18 protein-coding genes are annotated in these 16,668 nt (G+C 60.5%); 8 read left to right on the forward strand and 10 right to left on the reverse strand.

From position 1 onward, the window contains the following. Positions 1 to 8: 8 nt before the first annotated feature. From betA to betI, 4 genes are all read right to left on the reverse strand, one after another. A complete protein-coding gene (gene betA / locus AB8B29_RS02745) occupies positions 9 to 1,658 on the reverse strand; it encodes a choline dehydrogenase (RefSeq protein WP_113119280.1) in 1,650 nt (549 codons plus the stop codon). Positions 1,659 to 1,826: 168 nt separating this feature from the next. Next, complete coding sequence (betB, locus tag AB8B29_RS02750) at positions 1,827 to 3,290, reverse strand: betaine-aldehyde dehydrogenase (protein WP_047559773.1); 1,464 nt, start codon at positions 3,288 to 3,290, stop codon at positions 1,827 to 1,829. Beyond that, positions 3,290 to 3,931 (reverse strand): glutathione S-transferase family protein, encoded by a 642-nt coding sequence (locus tag AB8B29_RS02755; RefSeq protein WP_113119245.1) that lies wholly within the window; start codon positions 3,929 to 3,931, stop codon positions 3,290 to 3,292. Before AB8B29_RS02755 ends, betB begins: the two co-directional genes overlap by 1 nt. A gap of 5 nt (positions 3,932 to 3,936) precedes the next feature. After that, the gene (betI, locus tag AB8B29_RS02760) at positions 3,937 to 4,524 is read right to left on the reverse strand and encodes a transcriptional regulator BetI (protein WP_113119244.1); all 588 of its coding nucleotides are present in this window, start codon (positions 4,522 to 4,524) and stop codon (positions 3,937 to 3,939) included. Between the two features lie 154 nt (positions 4,525 to 4,678). Between betI and AB8B29_RS02765 the strand changes: the two genes are divergently transcribed. From AB8B29_RS02765 to AB8B29_RS02780, 4 genes are all read left to right on the forward strand, one after another. Beyond that, on the forward strand, positions 4,679 to 5,227 hold the full coding sequence (locus AB8B29_RS02765; protein WP_037193569.1) for an HdeD family acid-resistance protein: 549 nt from the start codon (positions 4,679 to 4,681) through the stop codon (positions 5,225 to 5,227). 226 nt (positions 5,228 to 5,453) lie between these two features. Continuing rightward, the gene (locus AB8B29_RS02770; RefSeq protein WP_047559563.1) at positions 5,454 to 5,705 is read left to right on the forward strand and encodes a ribbon-helix-helix domain-containing protein; all 252 of its coding nucleotides are present in this window, start codon (positions 5,454 to 5,456) and stop codon (positions 5,703 to 5,705) included. Between the two features lie 210 nt (positions 5,706 to 5,915). Beyond that, on the forward strand, positions 5,916 to 7,721 hold the full coding sequence (locus tag AB8B29_RS02775) for a GGDEF domain-containing protein (RefSeq protein WP_037193576.1): 1,806 nt from the start codon (positions 5,916 to 5,918) through the stop codon (positions 7,719 to 7,721). Positions 7,722 to 7,799: 78 nt separating this feature from the next. Beyond that, positions 7,800 to 8,798 carry an NAD(P)H-quinone oxidoreductase gene (locus tag AB8B29_RS02780; protein ID WP_113119243.1) on the forward strand — a complete coding sequence of 333 codons (999 nt, stop codon included), beginning with the start codon at positions 7,800 to 7,802 and terminating at the stop codon, positions 8,796 to 8,798. On the opposite strand, the gene AB8B29_RS02785 is transcribed toward AB8B29_RS02780, so the two are convergent. Beyond that, positions 8,779 to 10,203 (reverse strand): MFS transporter, encoded by a 1,425-nt coding sequence (locus AB8B29_RS02785; RefSeq protein WP_113119242.1) that lies wholly within the window; start codon positions 10,201 to 10,203, stop codon positions 8,779 to 8,781. The two genes, AB8B29_RS02780 and AB8B29_RS02785, sit on opposite strands and share 20 nt — an antisense overlap. 257 nt (positions 10,204 to 10,460) lie before the next feature. Between AB8B29_RS02785 and AB8B29_RS02790 the strand changes: the two genes are divergently transcribed. Further along, positions 10,461 to 11,468 (forward strand): asparaginase, encoded by a 1,008-nt coding sequence (locus AB8B29_RS02790; RefSeq protein ID WP_113119279.1) that lies wholly within the window; start codon positions 10,461 to 10,463, stop codon positions 11,466 to 11,468. A 32-nt stretch (positions 11,469 to 11,500) separates the two neighbouring features. Here AB8B29_RS02790 and AB8B29_RS02795 read toward each other — a convergent pair whose 3' ends face one another. Next, a complete protein-coding gene (locus AB8B29_RS02795; RefSeq protein WP_051963340.1) occupies positions 11,501 to 11,977 on the reverse strand; it encodes a DUF2127 domain-containing protein in 477 nt (158 codons plus the stop codon). Positions 11,978 to 12,119: 142 nt separating this feature from the next. After that, positions 12,120 to 12,875: a DeoR/GlpR family DNA-binding transcription regulator gene (locus AB8B29_RS02800; protein ID WP_037194360.1), complete on the reverse strand. Its 756-nt coding sequence runs from the start codon at positions 12,873 to 12,875 to the stop codon at positions 12,120 to 12,122. 123 nt (positions 12,876 to 12,998) lie between these two features. Between AB8B29_RS02800 and AB8B29_RS02805 the strand changes: the two genes are divergently transcribed. Together AB8B29_RS02805 and AB8B29_RS02810 are read left to right on the forward strand one after the other, a co-directional pair. Next, positions 12,999 to 13,355, forward strand: coding sequence for an NUDIX hydrolase (locus AB8B29_RS02805; RefSeq protein WP_037193584.1), 357 nt, complete (start codon positions 12,999 to 13,001; stop codon positions 13,353 to 13,355). A gap of 154 nt (positions 13,356 to 13,509) precedes the next feature. Further along, on the forward strand, positions 13,510 to 14,130 hold the full coding sequence (locus AB8B29_RS02810; RefSeq protein ID WP_037193587.1) for a glutathione S-transferase family protein: 621 nt from the start codon (positions 13,510 to 13,512) through the stop codon (positions 14,128 to 14,130). Here the strand turns inward: AB8B29_RS02810 and AB8B29_RS02815 are convergent, their stop codons facing one another. Further along, a complete protein-coding gene (locus AB8B29_RS02815; protein WP_037193589.1) occupies positions 14,131 to 14,493 on the reverse strand; it encodes an MmcQ/YjbR family DNA-binding protein in 363 nt (120 codons plus the stop codon). It abuts the gene before it with no gap. Between the two features lie 27 nt (positions 14,494 to 14,520). After that, entirely contained in the window at positions 14,521 to 14,706 is a 186-nt protein-coding gene (locus AB8B29_RS02820) for a hypothetical protein (protein ID WP_037193591.1), read from the reverse strand. A gap of 149 nt (positions 14,707 to 14,855) precedes the next feature. On the opposite strand from AB8B29_RS02820, the gene AB8B29_RS02825 reads away from it, so the two are divergent. Continuing rightward, a complete protein-coding gene (locus AB8B29_RS02825; RefSeq protein WP_037193594.1) occupies positions 14,856 to 15,752 on the forward strand; it encodes a LysR substrate-binding domain-containing protein in 897 nt (298 codons plus the stop codon). 7 nt (positions 15,753 to 15,759) lie between these two features. Here the strand turns inward: AB8B29_RS02825 and AB8B29_RS02830 are convergent, their stop codons facing one another. Then, entirely contained in the window at positions 15,760 to 16,419 is a 660-nt protein-coding gene (locus AB8B29_RS02830; protein WP_037193596.1) for a glutathione S-transferase family protein, read from the reverse strand. Between the last annotated feature and the right edge of the window lie 249 nt (positions 16,420 to 16,668).

Below are 16,668 nucleotides of genomic sequence, written 5' to 3' on the forward strand. Positions count from 1 at the left end.
TGTCGATCTTATCGGTCGCTCGTCTCCCAGCGCGGATTGACCCACGGTTCCTGATTCGAGCGCGCCAGCCTCTGCTTGCCGAGGATATGGTCGGCGGCCTTTTCGCCGGTCATGATCGAGGGGCCGTTCAGATTGCCGTAGGTGACGTGCGGGAAGATCGAGCTGTCGGCGACACGCAGCCCGTCGACGCCGATAACGCGGGTGTCCGGATCGACCACTGCCATCGGATCGTCCTTCGAGCCCATCCTGCAGGTGCCGCAGGGGTGATAGGCGCTTTCCAGATGCTCACGCAGGAAGGCGTCGATCTGTTCGTCCGTCTGGACGCCCGGGCCTGGCTGGATTTCCGGCCCGCGATAGTCGTCGAAGGCTTTCTGCCCGAAGATTTCGCGGGTAAGGCGCACGCAATGCCGGAATTTTTCCCAGTCCTCCGGATGGCTCATGTAGTTGAAGCGGATCACGGGATCGGCCTTCGGATCGGACGAGCGTAAGGCGACTGCGCCGCGCGACTTGGACAAATTGTAGCCGACATGCGCCTGGAAACCATGGCTCTTGGCCGCCGCCTTGCCGTCGTAGCTGATGGCGACCGGCAGGAAGTGATACTGGATGTCGGGCTGCTTGACGCCGGGTGCCGAGCGCAGGAAGGCGCAGGCTTCGAACTGGTTCGAGGTGCCGAGGCCCGATTTGAAGAACATCCATTGCGCGCCGACAATCGCCTGCATGTACCAGGGCAGCCAGGAATAGAGCGAAACCGGCTTCAGGCTGGTCTGCTGGAAATAGAATTCCATGTGGTCCTGCAGGTTGGCGCCGACGCCGGGGCGGTCGATCTTCACCTCTATGCCCATATCGCGCAGATGCTGCGCCGGTCCGATGCCCGAGAGCATCAGCAGCTTCGGCGAATTGAACGAAGAGGCCGAAATGATCACCTCGCGGTTCGCCTTGATGACTTCGATCTTGCCGCCGCGTTCCACTTCGACGCCGGTGGCGCGACCATTTTCGATGACGATTTTGCGGGCGAAGCAGCGGATGAGCTCGACATTCGGCCGCTTGAGGGCGGGCTTGAGATAGGCTGTCGCCGCAGACCAGCGCCTGCCCATCCAGGTCGTCTGCTCCATCAGGCCGAAGCCTTCCTGCTTTCTGCCATTATAGTCTTCGGTCGCCTCGAAGCCTGCCTGCTTGCCCGCCTCGATGAAGGCATGGAACAGCGGATTGCGGGCGTCCCCGCGGCGCACATGCAGCGGTCCATCGGTGCCGCGCCAGCCTTCCTCGCCGCCGTGCGAGTGTTCCATCCGCTTGAAATAGGGCAGCACGTCGGCATAGGCCCAGCCTTGGGCGCCGAGTTCTTCCCAGCGATTGAAATCTTCCGCATGGCCTCGCACATAGACCATGCCGTTGATCGAGGAGGAGCCGCCGATCACCTTGCCGCGCGGCGCGGTGATGCGCCGGTTGTTAAGTTGCGGCTCCGGCTCGGAAAGATAGCCCCAATTGTAGCGGTCCATGCTCATCGGCCAGGCAAGGGCCGCCGGCATCTGGATGAAGGGGCCGAAGTCGCTGCCGCCGAATTCAAGGACGATGACCGAATGCTTGCCATCCTCCGACAGGCGGTAGGCCATGGCGGAGCCGGCCGAGCCCGAGCCGACGATGACGAAATCTGCTTGCATGACCATGTGCTCCAGGTGGATAGCGGCGAAAGTCGAGGCGGTTCTATACCCTCCCCTCGAGGGGAGGGTCGGCCGAAGGCCGGGGAGGGTGATCGTCGGCATGCGCATAGCGGCTGGTCACCCCCACCCGCCGCTATGCGGCGACCTCCCCCTTTAAGGGGAGGTAGATCAATAAGGCGCCTGCACCGGCCCCATACCGACGTAAACGGTCTTCAATTCCGAATAATGCTCTAGTGCTGCGAGCGAATTCTCGCGGCCGAAGCCGGATTGCTTCGAGCCGCCGAAGGGAATTTCCACCGGCGCGAGATTGTAGGCATTGATCCACAGCGTACCGGCCTCGAGCTGGTCGACGACGCGGTGGGCGCGGGTGAGATCGGCGGTGAAGACGCCGCCGGAGAGGCCGAATTCGGTGGCATTGGCGCGGACGATGACCTCAGCCTCGTCATCGAAATCGAGAACGCACATGACCGGCCCAAAGATCTCCTCGCGGGCGATGGTCATGTCGTCGGTCACGTCAGCAAAGACGGTCGGCTGAATATAGTAGCCTTCGCCGGAGACATTGTTCGGAATGCCGCCGCCGGCCACCAGTGTCGCGCCTTCCGCCTTGCCCTTTTCGATATAGGACAGCACCTTCTCGCGCTGCGCCCAGGAGACCATTGGGCCGATCTGGGTCGCCTCGTCCATCGGGTCGCCGATTAGCATCGCTTCGGTGCGAGCCTTCAGCCTCTTCAGGAATTCGGACTTGATCTTCCTGTTGACGAAAACGCGGGTGCCATTCGAGCAGACCTGGCCGGTCGAATAGAAATTGCCGAGCATGGCGCCGCCGATGGCGCTGTCGATGTCGGCATCCTCGAAGACGATCAGCGGCGACTTGCCGCCGAGCTCCATGGTGACATGCTTGAGGTTGCCCGCGGCCGCAGCGGCGACCTTACGGCCAGTGGGCACCGAGCCGGTCAGCGAAACCTTGGCGACGTCGGGATGGTTGATGAGCAGCGGCCCGGTTTCGCGGTCGCCCTGGATGACGTTGTAGAGCCCCTTGGGAAGACCGGCCTCGATGAGAATCTCGGCGATCTTCAGCGCGCCGAGCGGCGTGTTCTCCGAAGGCTTGAACACCATGGCGTTGCCCGCCACAAGTGCAGGCGCTCCCTTCCAGCAGGCGATCTGCTGCGGATAGTTCCAGGCGCCAATCCCGACGCAGACGCCAAGCGGCACGCGCTTGGTATAGGCGAAATCGCCGCCGAGCGGGATGTAGGAGCCGTTGAGGCCGGCTGCCGCGACGCCGCCGAAGAATTCGAAACTGTCGGCGCCGGAAGTGGGGTCGGCGACGATGGTTTCCTGGATCGGCTTGCCCGTATCCAGTGTCTCGAGCTCGGAAAGCTCGCGGTTGCGCTCGCGCATGATGTCGGCGGCACGCTTCAGGATGCGGCCGCGCGCCGTCGGGCTCATCGCAGCCCATTCCGGCTGCGCCCGCTTGGCGCTGGCAATGGCCCTCTCGACGATATCAGGTGTTGCCGCGTGCAGCCGTGCGATCACCTCGCCGGTGGCGGGGTAGATGCTTTCGATGACGGTTCCGTCGGTATCCTCGACATATTCGCCGTCGATGAAATGCGAGGCTTTCGGTTGTGCGCGCATCATAGAACCCTCAGTTCTTCGTAAGACACCATGACATGCTCCCGAAAGGCAGGTCGTTCGGTCAGGTTTTCGTAATAGCGCTCCAGCCGCGGAAGGGAGGGGCGCGGGATATCGATGTCGAAATAGCGATAGAGCACATGGCCGAATTGTATGTCGGCCAGCGTCAGGTCATCTCCTGCAAGGAAGCGATGCCGCTCGAGTTGCCTCTCGGCGATGTCGAGTTTCGCGCCGAGCGCAGTCAGCGCCGCCGCAATGGCCTGTTGGTCTTGCAGAGCCGGTGCGGTGCGCACCACGCGCCAGAACACCGGGCCGGTGAAATTCAGCGTAATGTTGAGCTTGGCCCACTCAGCCCATTTGTCGATCTGAGCGCGGCGTCGCGCGTCATCCGGCCAGAAGGCCTCATCGCCATGTTGCGCGGCGAGATAGCGGATGATGGCGCCTGTTTCCCAGAGCGGCTCGCCATCATCCTCGCGCAGCACCGGAACGGTGCCGTTCGGATTCATCCCTAGAAATTCAGCGGTGTCGTTGACGCCATATTTGAAGCCCGCATCGATGCGTTCATAGGCAAGGCCGAGCTCGCCGATGCACCACATCAGCGCCTGTACGTTGGATGACGATTTACGGCCCCATACGGTCAGCATGCTCTTCAGCCTTTCAGCGCGTTGAGGTAGGTCGTCAGGTAATCCTCGGTCAGCGCGATCGACGCCTCGATGCTGATCGGAGCGGATCGCAGGCTCTGACGGATATAAAGCCCGTCGATCATGGCAGCGGCACCTTCGGCGATACGCTCCGCGTCCTCGGCCGGGCACAGAGGCTTCAGATTTGCCACCAGGTTCGAATGCAGCCGGCGCGCGTAGATAACGAGAAAGCGGCGCGTTTCCTCGGAGCGTTGCGCCTCGGCATAGAAGGCGAGCCATGCGGCGATCGTTTCCGGTGCGAACTGGTCCGCCTGGAAACTGACGCGAATGACGGCTGACAGCTTCTCTCGGGGTGTTCTCGCGGCCCGGAGCGCCGTCACGACGCTGTCGCGCAGGCGCTGTAGATGAGCGCGGACGGTTTCGATCAGCAACTGTTCCTTGCTGCCGAAATAATGATGCGCGAGGGCAGGGGAAACGCCCGCCTGCTTGGCGATTTCGGACATGGTAACGGTCAGCGAGCCGTGATCGCCGATCACGCGCATCGCCGCATCCACAAGCGCCTTGCGGCGCACCGGTTCCATTCCGACTTTCGGCATGCGTCACTCCTGAAGGCTTGGAGCGAGTGTATTTTTGATTGACTGATCAATCAACAAAAAAATCTCGTGCCGGACCGGGCCGCGTCAAAAAATCCGCAGCCTCTTTCCGAGTTGCATTTCTGTGCCATACTTCCTGACAGGAGGAGGTACAGTCATGGTCGATATTCCTAATGAAGTTCTCCCATCCGCGATGCGCGACAAGTGGGGTTGGTTTGTTGGCCTCGGCATCTTGCTGCTGATTTGCGGCGGCATAGCTCTCGGCAATCTGTTTATCGCCACCGTAGCCTCGGTGTACTATGTCGGCATGCTGATGCTGATCGGCGGCATCGTGCATCTGGCGCATGCCTTTCAGGTACGGGGTTGGGAGCATATCCTGTTCTGGGTGCTCAGCGGTCTGCTCTATACGCTTGCCGGCGTCCTTGCCTTTACCAATCCCTTGCTGGCCTCCGAGGCCTTGACCCTGTTCCTCGCCATCGCGCTGCTCATCGCCGGCACATTTCGCGTCTGGGTCGGCCGCAAGGTAAAGCCCGAGAGCGGTTGGTTCTGGATCGTCATCAGCGGCGTTGCAACCGCCATCGCCGGCATCGCCATCGCGCTTGGCTGGCCGGTCAACAGCCTGTGGGTTCTCGGTCTTTTCCTGGCGTTTGATCTGATTTTCCAGGGCTGGACGCAGGTGGCCTTCGGCCTCTTCCTCAGGCGGTAGACCGCTTCCTAAGGAGTAACGAACTACTACTTTTTGACAAGGAGCGTGAGCAGCGCTACTCTTTGCCTGTTGCCGTGTAAGGCGGAACGGCGTCGAACGAATGTAACGACGGTGCCATCAACTGGAGCATGCATGTCCAAAGGACATGTCTCACAGGCACTGTTTAAGCCCGCAGAATATGTCTCCAGCGAAAATTCCGCTTAAACAACGTCAAGGGAGGAATATCATGCCGATGGTAACGGTTTCCATCTCTCCGCTTCAGGCCGCAGGCATTCGTGCCGCAGTCGACACCGGCACCTACGCCTCGAGCAGTGAAGTCGTGCGGGAGGCCCTGCGCATGTGGGATGCCGCACGCAAGCGCGGCGACATTTGCGATGCGCCCCAAGCAGCCAAAGATCTGGAAACGGCGGTAAAAAGCAGCCGTTGCGTTGCTGACATGTTCGCCGACTACGAGGCGGAGAGACGCCGGCACAACTGAGCCGCAAGGCCTCCGCAACATCGGAAGATCGTCGCGGATCCCTTGCTCGTGGCCGCTGAATGGATGGTTAATATACCTTTACCATTCACGAAACTTTCACACAGGGGAAAGGTTTCGTTGACGTCTTCTGGCGCATCTTGGGTTGAAAACGCGGTAAATACAAAGTTTTACTCAAATAATTAGATCAAGAATCCGCAAGTGGAGATGGGCATGTCCCTGACTGCCGCAGTCGAGCCGGGCCTATTGCGCCGGTATGCCAGCGACCAGATTGTCACTCTCGCCAAACTCGTTATCGAAAATGCGTTCCAGCCGATCGTGGAGGCCGGCACCGGCACTGTTTTCGGCTATGAATCCCTGATGCGCGGACAGGAGCGTATCGGTTTCGACAGCCCGGTCGATATACTCGACGAAGCCGAGCGCACCGGCCAGCTTTTCGGGCTGGAGCAGATGGTCACAAGCCGCGCACTGGCGAAATTCGCCACCCTGCCCAACGCCGTTGCCGCCACTCTTTTCCTCAATCTCGATGTCCGGTTGATCCCGCAGGGCGTCGCACTGGTCGATGGCTTGCTGCAGCACATGAGAAAGGCGGGTGTCGCCCCTTCCTCCGTCTGCTTCGAGTTTTCCGAGCGCTTCGACAATACGAGCGTGCCCGAGTTCCGTGATCTGGTTGCACGGATGCGCAATGCGGGCTTCAAGCTGGCTATCGACGATTTCGGCGTCGGCCACGGCGAAATGAAGCTTTTGTCCGATTACCCCGTCGATTACCTGAAGATCGACCGGCATCTCATCGTCAATATCGATCGCAGCGCCCGCAAGCGCCACATTCTCAGAAACCTCGTCAATATCGCCCATGTCCTCGGCACCCGCGTCATCGCCGAAGGCATTGAAACCGAGGCGGAGTTCCTGACCTGCCGCGAATTCGGGGTGGATCTCGTCCAGGGTTGGTTCATTGCTCGCCCGACGGTTTTGGTCAATGAACTGAAACAGAGCTACCCGCATCTCCAGGACCTTGGCAAAACGATGCGCAACAGCCAGTCCCTGGACGAAATTCTCATCCGCAAGCAGATCGAAGTGCTGCCGACCATTCGTGAGGGCGACAGCATGGACAGCGTCTTCGAGCTCTTCCGCCGCAATCCGCGCCGGGCCTATTTCCCGGTCGTGAACGCCAATGACGAGCCGCGGGGCATCATCCATGAATACCAGCTCAAGGAATACATCTATCAGCCCTTCGGGCGCGATCTCCTGAAGAACAAGGTCTACGAGCGCTCGATCTCGCATTTCGTCGAGATGGCGCCGATCGTCGGCCTCGATTCCGATGCCGATACGCTGATGGCGATCTTCGCCAATATGGAAAGCAGCGATTGCCTGATCGTCACCGAGGGCACGCATTATGCCGGTATTGTTTCGGCCGCGTCGCTGATCAAGGTCATCAACGAAAAGCAGCTCAAGATCGCCCAGGATCAGAATCCGCTGACCGGCCTGCCGGGTAACCGGGCGATCCATGATTTCATGCAGGGTGCCGGTCGCGACGGCGATGAGGTCAGGCACTTCTGCTATTGCGACTTCGACAATTTCAAGCCGTTCAACGATGCCTACGGCTTCCATCTGGGCGATCATGCCATCTCGCTGTTCGCGGCGCTGATGCGCCGCTACTTCTTTGCCGAGCGCAATTTCCTCGGCCATGTCGGCGGCGACGATTTCTTCATCGGCGTCGCCGGCTGGAGCATGGAGGAGCTTCGCGAAATCCTGGACCGGCTGCTTGCCGATTTTCATGCCGATGTTCTCGATCTCTATTCGGCGGAAGACCGGGCGGCCGGCCGCATTCGCGGTCATGACCGTAGCGGCGTCGAGGCCGAGTTCCCGCTGATGCGCTGCTCCATCGGCATCCTGCAACTGCCAGAAGGTTTGGTGATCGACAATATCAACCGCGTCAGTACCTCCATCGCAGGCATCAAGACGAAGGCAAAGGAGAGCGCCGCCGGCGTCGCATTCCTCAGTCTGGCCGAGACGAATTGACGCCCTCCCGCATTCGCGCCTTTTCAAGCGCCCTGCGCTAAACTATCTCCACTGCTTTACTGGAGAGGAAAATGTGCCATGCCCTTGCCGTCTGAAATGCGTTTCGTGGATTTGCCGTCTTTCGGCGGACCGGAGGTCATGACCATCGCCCGGAAGCCTCTGCCGGTTCTGAAAGCAGGCGAGATCCTGGTTCGTGTCGAGGCCACCGGCGTCAACCGGCCGGATGTGGCGCAGCGGCAGGGCACGTATCCGCCGCCCAAGGATGCCAGCCCGATACTCGGCCTCGAAATAGCCGGCGAGGTCGTCGACGTCGCCCCCGGCGTCAAGGAATTCGCCATTGGCAACAAGGTCTGCGGCCTTGCCAACGGCGGCGGCTACGCCGAATATTGCGTGCTGCCGGCCGGTCAGGCCCTGCGATTTCCCAATGGCTATGATGCAGTGCGCGCCGCGGCGGTCCCCGAAACCTTCTTCACCGTATGGGCCAATCTCTTCCAGATGGCCGGCCTGACCGAAGGCGAAAGCGTGCTGATCCATGGCGGCTCCAGCGGCATCGGCACGACGGCGATCCAGCTTGCCCGCGCTTTCGGCGCAACTGTTTACACGACGGCCGGATCGAAAGAAAAGTGCGAGGCGTGCGAAAAGCTCGGCGCGAAGCGGGCTATCAATTACAGGCAAGAGGACTTTGCCGAGGTCATCAAGGCGGAAACGACCCATGGCGTCGATATCATCCTCGATATGATCGGTGCTGCCTATCTGGAGAAGAATCTGGCCTCGCTCGCCCGCGACGGCTGCCTCTCGATCATCGCCTTCCTCGGCGGCGCCGTGGCTGACAAGGTCAATCTGCAGCCGATCATGGTCAAGCGCCTGACGGTGACCGGGTCGACCATGCGCCCGCGCACGGCGGAGGAAAAGCGGGCCATCCGCGACGACCTTGTCTCCCAGGTCTGGCCGCTGCTGGACGAGGGCACGATTGCCCCCGTCATTCATCGGGTATTTGCCTTTGACGATGTGATCGAGGCGCATCGGTTGCTGGAGACCAGTGACCATATCGGCAAGATCATGCTGAAGCTGGCTTGATCGTCACGGACAAGGCGATGGCGATCAGGCCGGGCAGTGCCGTCAGTGCGTAGAGCCAGGTCGCCGCTGACAGGCTTCCGGCAATACCGCCCGGATGGGTCAGTCCCGCGCCGTTGACGATGACGCCGGCGAGCGCCGCACCGAATGCGCCGCCGAGCGACTGAACCATCGAGATCGCTGCCGATGCCTTGTCCTGCTCGACCCGGCTGGCGATACTGATGATCCTGGTGACGAGATGTGCCCAGCCGATGCCGACGCCGAAGCCCATCAGGAACATGGCGGCGACGGCGGGCGCGAGCTGGACAAGATCGCCAAAGGAAGCGGTGGTCGCCATGAATGGGATCAAGGATGCGGTGGCGGCCGTTTCAAGGATGCAGCCGGTTACGATGGCGACGGCCGCCCGCCTGCCCGAAAACGAGGCGCTGAAGAAAGCCCCGATCGTCCAGCCGAGCGCTACCAGCGCAACGAGATAGCCCGAGACCAGGGGCGTCACGCCATGCAGCGTCTGCAGGAAATAGGGGATGTAGATATCGCTCGTCAGCACCAGCATGAGCGTGAACATCGTCAGATAGAGCCGTGAGATCGGGTCGGTGATCATGGCGGTGCCAAAAGGAAGCAGCCGTGTGTCGCTGTTGCGCTCAATCATGACCATCGCCGTGACGAGCAGGATCGAAACGGCGATCAACACGATCTTATAGGATCCATGCCCGCTCGTGCCGGCGATGCTGACCAGCAGGACGGCGGTCAGCAGAAGCACGATTTGGATAAGCGGCGTTTTGCCGCCCGCCCGGTCGTCGGCGACGTCAGGCAGCAGCCACCGTGCTGAAACTGCCATGACCAGGGTCAGCGGCACCAGGACGATGAAGGCCTCGCGCCAGGCGCCTCCGGCGGCAAAGAAGCCGCCCAGCGTCGGTCCGAGCACTGTCGCTACGCCCCAGATGGCAGCATAGAGCGTGGACGCTTTGCGCCACAGAGGCTCGGGATAGACGAAGCGAATGAAGGCATAGGCGAGACCGGACAGCATGCCGGCGCCATAGCCCTGCGCGGCGCGACCGACCAACAGCGCCGGCATTGCCGGCGCGGCGGCGCAAATCAGGCTGCCGGCGCCGAATAGGATGGCGGCCGCGATATAGACAGCACGCAGACCCATGCCTTTCGGCCTCGTTGCGACGGTGATTGAACCGAGTACGCCAGCGGCGACGAAAAGCGTCGTCATCCAGGAAAACAGCTCCAGGCCGCCGATATCCCGAACGATCGAAGGTGCAACCGTGGCCATGATATAGGCTTCCACGGCATAGAGCGTAACGCCACCGCCGAGCATCAGCGTCGCAGGCAAGAGCCTTGGCGAGAATAGCGTGAAGAGGGAGGCGGGTTTGGGCGGCATGGTGTTTTCGATGCTCGACATCGGAAGATCCTCGGCGTTTCCCTAGTAGGTAATTATTTTCCAAGTTATAATTTGGAAAATTACATCACTGCGAAATTAAAACAAGTTATAACTTGGAAATTGGATTTGACGGCGGCGGAACCTCTCGCCGCAGCCAAGGGTTCGGAGCAGTCTCGGCTGGGGTCTTTTTGAGAGCCGTCGATGTCATCGGAGATTGGCAATCCGGGGTGCAGCGGCTATCACTGGCCATCCCGGCAAATCAGAGGCTGCATTCCGTCATGTCCAATCCCGTCTGCGTCGAAGTCACCCGTGGTGCCCTGGTGGAGAGCCGCCATCGCGGCTCCGTCGTTGCGGTCGACGGAGAGGGGAAGCTGGTCTTTTCGGTCGGCGATATCGAACGGGGCGTGTTTCCCCGCTCGGCCTGCAAGGCGATGCAGGCTTTGCCGCTGGTCGAAAGCGGTGCCGCCGATGCATACGGTTTAGGCAACAGGGAGCTGGCGCTTGCCTGTTCCTCCCACAATGGCGAGGATGAGCATGTCGCGCTCGCCGCATCCATGCTCGCCCGCGCCGGTCGTGATGTCGGCACGCTCGAATGTGGCGCGCATTGGTCTTCCGATCTGAAGACCGTCATCCATCAGGCGCGCACCATCGACAAGCCGACGGCGCTGCACAACAATTGCTCGGGCAAGCATGCGGGCTTCGTCTGCGCCTGCTGCCATCAGGGTATCGATCCGACAGGTTATGTCGGCTACGACCATCCGCTGCAGCAGCAGATCCGCGAGACGATGCAAAGCCTCACCGGGGCGGTTCTCGAACATGACAATTGCGGCACGGACGGCTGCTCGATCCCGACCTATGCCGTACCGCTCAAGGGGCTGGCGCACGGCTTTGCCAAGATGGCAACCGGCGTCGGCCTGGAGCCGCTGCGCGCCAAGGCGTCACGCCGGCTGTTCGAGGCCTGCATGGCCGAGCCTTTTTACGTTGCCGGCACCGACCGCGCCTGCACGAAGCTGATGCAGATCGCCCCCGGCCGCATCTTTGCCAAGACCGGCGCCGAAGGCGTCTTTTGCGCTGCAATCCCCGAACAGGGCATCGCCATCTCAGTCAAATGCGACGACGGCAATGGTCGCGCCGCCGAAGTTATGGTGACGACGGCGCTCTCCCGTTTCTTCGAAAAAGATGGCGAAGTTCACGCCGGCCTTATGGCCATGGCCAACAGACCGTTCAGGAATTGGAACGGCATCCATGTCGGGGATATCAGGCCGGCGGCGGCTTTGATGGCGTAGTATTCCCCAGCTGATTCCGCTCAATTGTCGTTCTATTCGGCCGGCACGTGCTGCCGTACGATCCTGTATTCCTGCCAGATCAGGATCATCACCACCAAATCGAAGACGGTGAGGATGATGAGCCCGATGCCGTGCGTCTCGGTGAAGCGGTAGAGTTGGTAGGCGATGAAAAGCGCCAAAGCCACCAATGATGCCGGGTAGGCCCACATCTTGCCTCTGAGCAAACCGATGACGAGCAGTATCTTCACCAACCCGTGGCTCAATAGGTAATAGGCATAGAAGTTCTTGGTGCCGACGGAGAAACCCTGCGCCCAGGCAAGCAGATGCGTCGCAACGAAGTCTTTCGGATCGTTGAGCAGTTCGGGCTGTGAGACCCTGTTCGCCAGCCGGAGGATCGACTCGGTGCTGACAAGCCCAAGGACGATGCCGCCGATGCATTCGATCAATGCATGCGCGCCCTTCAACAGGACGCTGATTTCGAAGAGCTGATGAATCCGGCGCTCATTCATATGCGATCGTAACCTCTTTGGGATGCTCTTGAAATGCACTGGTATCAGGCCGGCATAGGATCAATCTTCGGCCGGATCATGATCATTGCGAAGCAATTTCCAATGCCGCATTTTTTCCGGCTGTTGAATGGTGGCACTTTCATCAGGCCGTCAAGAGGGACACCTCCGCATCGCGATAGGGAGCCAGGCTTTCCTCAGGGACATCGGACGATACGATCAAGCCGGAGACGCTCGTCATCGGCAGGATTTGGCAGGGAGAGGCGGCATTCAGCTTCTCGCGCGTTGCCAGCACATAGGTTTCCGCCGAACATTGCGCGATGTGCCGCTTGATGGCGGCCTCCTCGAAGTCACCGGTCGAGAATCCGCGAGCGGGATGGATGGCGGTGACGCCGAGAAAGAACGTATCCGCCCTTATCGAAGCGATTGCCGCCATGGCCACGGCGCCCGTTGCCACCATCGAATGCTTGTAGAGCTTGCCGCCGATCAGAATGACGTCGGCGGCGGAATGATGTTCCAGCTCGCCGGCAATCGTCGGGCTGTGGGTGACGATGGTGACGGGCAGATCTTTCGGAAGGTGACGGACAATCTCGGCGTTGGTGGTGCCGCCATCGAGGAATACGGTCTGGCCAGGCCGAACCATGCCAGCCGCATGGGCGCCGAGCCGCCGCTTCTCATCCGAGGAGACGCTTTGCCGGGCCGAAAAGTCCGGCAGATCGGGCGAGAGCGGCAGTGCACCGCCATGCACCCGCTTCAGCAGTTTTTCCCCAGCCATTTCCCGCAGGTCCCTGCGGATCGTGTCCTCGGAGAGGCCGAGATCATCGGCCAGCGCCTTGGCGATGACTTGGCCGTCACGGCGCAGAATATCGAGAATGAGAGCTTTTCTTTGGCCGGTGAGCATGTTTATTTCCGCACGATAATTCATGAATTTTCATGAATCTACCAGAATAGAGTCGACAATCAAGAAAATATGCGCATATTCGTGCAAATTCCTGCAGTAAGCAGGAGGAAAAGGAGATGTGACATGTTGATCCTGATCGCCGGCCCCTATCGTTCCGGCACCGGGGATAACCCCGTTAAAATGGCTGAAAATCTCAAGCGCCTGGAGGCGCCGTCCTATGCCCTGTTCAAGGCCGGGCATCTGCCTGTTATCGGCGAATGGGTGGCCTTGCCGGTTTGGCATGCCGCCGGCGGCAGGAGCGTCGGCGACGACCTCTATGAGGAGATCTTCCATCCGACCGCCGGTCGCCTGCTTCAGCTTTGCGAGGGTGTTCTGAGATTGCCGGGCGAGTCCAAGGGCGCCGACAATGATGTCCGCATCGCCCGCGAGCGCGGCATTCCCGTCTGGTACAAGCTGGAAGACGTGCCCGGCTGCGCCTGATCGCTAGCCGCCCATCCTCGTGATCCGATGTCATGCGGATGGGCATGCCGGCTTGATCGATCAAAACCTTTTGTAGCGGCTATCAACGCCAGCCACTTCCGTATTTGCCAGGTTGCCTTTAGCTTTCCGCTGGAATCCAACCAAGGAATGGAACATGCTCACACTCTATTTTGCACCGGGCAGCTGCGCGCTCGCCAGTTTGATCGCCCTGGAAGAGGCGGGTCTTGCCTATGAGCCCCGGCGTCTCATCCTTGCCAACGGCGATCAGCGCCAGCCGGAATATCTCGCCATCAACCCCAAGGGACGGGTGCCGGCACTGGTGACCGACAGAGGCGTCATCACCGAAAATATTGCGATCATGACCTATATCGCTCAGATCGCGCCGGCAGCAAAACTGGCACCGTTCGACGATCCCTTTGAATTTGCTGAGATGCAGGCCTTCAACAGCTATATTGTCTCGACCGTCCATGTGAACCATTCGCACAAGGGACGCGGCTATCGCTGGACCGACGATGCGGCGGCAATCGAGACGATGAAGGCAAAAGTGCCGCAGACCATGGCCGAAAGCTTCGCATTGATCGAAGACAAGATGCTGAAGGGGCCTTGGGTGATGGGCGAGCAATATACCGTCGCAGACGGCTATCTCTTCACCATGGAAACCTGGTTGCCCGGCGACGGCGTTGATCGCGACGGTTTCGCGAAGGTCAGCGCTCATTATGCTCGCATGCTCGAGCGCCCGGCCGTTCAGAGAGCGCTTGCCGTCGAGAAGGGCTGATCACATCTGGCGGAATGCCGCCAGAAGCTTCTTCGGCGCGCGGTACTGCCACGCCTCGATCAAGCGCTGCTGCAGTTCCTCGTTGCCGATCGCGGTAATGCGCAGGGGCAGGGATGGCCAGCCGACATAGTGATCGGTCTGAAAATAAATCTCCGGCGCCATCTCCATCAATTGCTCCTTGCGGTCGATGGGGATAGCCAGCACGACGGTCTCGTTGTTCTTGACCGTAACGAATGCTTTGCCGCCGACTTTGAAGGCGGGCAGGCCATAATGCGCACCAGGTTCGACGCCCGGCAGTTGCGCCTGCGTGATGAGCAGCTGCAGGCGGGCAGCGATGCTATCGATGTCGAAAGGTGAGGCCATGCTCGTGCCGGGGATATAGGGTCTCTCTTACGCGCATTCTTCCGGCCGAACGGCGCGCTTGTCCATCGGCCGCCCCAGATTTTCCGGCATCAGCGGCAAGTCGGCCAACTCCTCAAGCGACATGGCCGCGAGTGTAGGATGTTGCAGGGGATCGCGTTCTTCTTCGCGAGCCTCTTCCAGCAAATGACTGAAGAAAAGCTTCAATATAGACATGGCATGCCTCCTTGGATCTCCGCATCGATGCAACCATGAGGGCATCGGCCAGTCGGGCGGCGGCAGTTTTCAATTCCATGCTGCAATAATCGCGGCTATGACCGCTTTATGCAATTGAGAATGACGAGATGCTGATATAGATAATCTATATGAAGAATCTCAACAGCGTTCATCTGAATGGTCTTCGCGCCGTCGAGGCGGTCGGCCGGCTTGGCTCCTTGCAAGCCGCCGCTGATGAGCTCGGCGTGACGATCGGCGCCGTCAGCCAACAGGTCATCAAGTCCGAGGCTCAGCTGGGCCGGCCGCTGTTCGAGCGCACGCCCAAGGGCATGACGGTCACGGAGACGGGAGCTTCGATACTGGCGCGGCTTCGGGAGGGCTTTCAGGCGCTGTCGGCTGCAGTCGCCCTTGCGCAGCACAGGGACGACAATATCCTCACAATTTCAGTTGCGCCGGTTTTTGCTGCTCGTTGGTTGGTGTACCGGCTTGATCGCTTCGCAGGCCGCCATCCGGATATCCGCTTGCGCATCGATGCCACCACGCAGCTGGTCAACCCTGCAACCTCGGATGTCGATATCGGCATCCGGGTCGGCAGCGGGCATTGGTCGGGCGTCAAGTCCGAGCTGTTGCTGGCGCAGGAGATCTTTCCGGTCGTCACGCCGCAGATCGCCGCGACGCTTCGCGAGCCCGCCGACCTATTGAAAGTGCCTGCCGTCATCGACGGACACGCGATGTTCAAATGGGACGTCTGGCTTCGCGAGGCTGGCCTCTCCGGCCGCTGCATGGAGGAGCGGCATATCTTCAACGACGCATCACTCTGCCTGGATGCTGCCATGGCGGGGCAGGGCACGATGCTCGCCTGGCAGACGCTGGCAGCCTATGCGCTGGAGCAGAAGTGCCTCGTCGACCCCTTCGGCATCCGCGCCAGAACCGGTTTCGGCCATTACTTCATCACCGCCGAAGGCGTGCGCGAGGCGCAGAAGGTCACCGCCTTCAAGGCCTGGATCCGCGAGGAGATGGAAGAAAGCATGCGCCTCTTCCAATAGCGGGGATTCAGACCGGCTCCTTGCCGCGGGTTGCCTGCATGGCCTTGTAGCCGTCGCGTGACTGGCAGCGTTCGATCCAGGCTTTTACCTTCGGTCGAGCGTCGAAGAGTTCCTGCTCCGTCTGCGCATAGCGCAGCACTTCCGCCAGGTTGAGATCGGCGGCGGTAAAGCGGTTGCCGACGAGGTAGTCCTGGTTTTGCAGGTGCTTTTCCAGCACATCCAACGGCTTCTTCAGCGAGCGGCAGGCAACTGCGATCCCGGCCTTTCCGGGCTCGCTGTTCTCCTGGGCATTGTCATAGATGCGGACGATCGCGACGCTGTAGGGCTCGACTTCGGTCGCCGCCCACATGGTCCACATAGACATCATGCCTTCCTCCTCGACAGTCTTGCCGGCGAGCGGGCCGCCATATTTGCGGGCAAGGTAAAGGTTGATGGCGAGCGATTCATGCATGACGAGATCACCGTCCTTAATGCAGGGGATCATGCCCATCGGATTGATGGCCAGAAACTCCGGCGACATCGTGTTGATCGGGGCATCGACGGCAAGGGGATTGGCGACGCGCCCAGCCTGGATGACCGGCACGGAGTTGAACGCGATGCCGATTTCCCTAGCCATCCAGTAGTTGCGCGATGCGCGCGAGCGATAAACGCCATAGATCGTCAGCATGTCGTTCTCCGATTTTTGAGTCGGCAGGACGTTATGCGCGCGTCCTGTCAAACGGAAGAGGCTTGCGCTGATATCTGAGATCAAAGCTTTTGATGAGCGGTGGGCCGCCTGACTAACCCTCGTGGTTCGAGGCCCTGCCGCTTCGCCGGCAAGGCACCTCTCACCATGAGGGTTGGAGAGAGCTCTGAGATCAACAGTGGCGGTTAGCCCGGATGCTGGAGCCTCGAAGGGCGAGGCGGATGGCGGGCG

Source organism: Rhizobium sp. 11_C7_N12_5 (assembly GCF_051811145.1).
In the GTDB taxonomy this organism is placed as follows: Bacteria; Pseudomonadota; Alphaproteobacteria; order Rhizobiales; family Rhizobiaceae; genus Rhizobium; species Rhizobium lusitanum.

Bases quoted from the DNA above. Each gene is read 5' to 3' on its own strand.
- betA (WP_113119280.1), bottom strand. From the start codon at position 1,658: ATGCAAGCAGATTTCGTCATCGTCGGCTCGGGCTCGGCCGGCTCCGCC.
- betB (WP_047559773.1), bottom strand. From the start codon at position 3,290: ATGCGCGCACAACCGAAAGCCTCGCATTTCATCGACGGCGAATATGTC.
- AB8B29_RS02755 (WP_113119245.1), bottom strand. From the start codon at position 3,931: ATGCTGACCGTATGGGGCCGTAAATCGTCATCCAACGTACAGGCGCTG.
- betI (WP_113119244.1), bottom strand. From the start codon at position 4,524: ATGCCGAAAGTCGGAATGGAACCGGTGCGCCGCAAGGCGCTTGTGGAT.
- AB8B29_RS02765 (WP_037193569.1), top strand. From the start codon at position 4,679: ATGGTCGATATTCCTAATGAAGTTCTCCCATCCGCGATGCGCGACAAG.
- AB8B29_RS02770 (WP_047559563.1), top strand. From the start codon at position 5,454: ATGCCGATGGTAACGGTTTCCATCTCTCCGCTTCAGGCCGCAGGCATT.
- AB8B29_RS02775 (WP_037193576.1), top strand. From the start codon at position 5,916: ATGTCCCTGACTGCCGCAGTCGAGCCGGGCCTATTGCGCCGGTATGCC.
- AB8B29_RS02780 (WP_113119243.1), top strand. From the start codon at position 7,800: ATGCCCTTGCCGTCTGAAATGCGTTTCGTGGATTTGCCGTCTTTCGGC.
- AB8B29_RS02785 (WP_113119242.1), bottom strand. From the start codon at position 10,203: ATGTCGAGCATCGAAAACACCATGCCGCCCAAACCCGCCTCCCTCTTC.
- AB8B29_RS02790 (WP_113119279.1), top strand. From the start codon at position 10,461: ATGTCCAATCCCGTCTGCGTCGAAGTCACCCGTGGTGCCCTGGTGGAG.
- AB8B29_RS02795 (WP_051963340.1), bottom strand. From the start codon at position 11,977: ATGAATGAGCGCCGGATTCATCAGCTCTTCGAAATCAGCGTCCTGTTG.
- AB8B29_RS02800 (WP_037194360.1), bottom strand. From the start codon at position 12,875: ATGCTCACCGGCCAAAGAAAAGCTCTCATTCTCGATATTCTGCGCCGT.
- AB8B29_RS02805 (WP_037193584.1), top strand. From the start codon at position 12,999: ATGTTGATCCTGATCGCCGGCCCCTATCGTTCCGGCACCGGGGATAAC.
- AB8B29_RS02810 (WP_037193587.1), top strand. From the start codon at position 13,510: ATGCTCACACTCTATTTTGCACCGGGCAGCTGCGCGCTCGCCAGTTTG.
- AB8B29_RS02815 (WP_037193589.1), bottom strand. From the start codon at position 14,493: ATGGCCTCACCTTTCGACATCGATAGCATCGCTGCCCGCCTGCAGCTG.
- AB8B29_RS02820 (WP_037193591.1), bottom strand. From the start codon at position 14,706: ATGTCTATATTGAAGCTTTTCTTCAGTCATTTGCTGGAAGAGGCTCGC.
- AB8B29_RS02825 (WP_037193594.1), top strand. From the start codon at position 14,856: ATGAAGAATCTCAACAGCGTTCATCTGAATGGTCTTCGCGCCGTCGAG.
- AB8B29_RS02830 (WP_037193596.1), bottom strand. From the start codon at position 16,419: ATGCTGACGATCTATGGCGTTTATCGCTCGCGCGCATCGCGCAACTAC.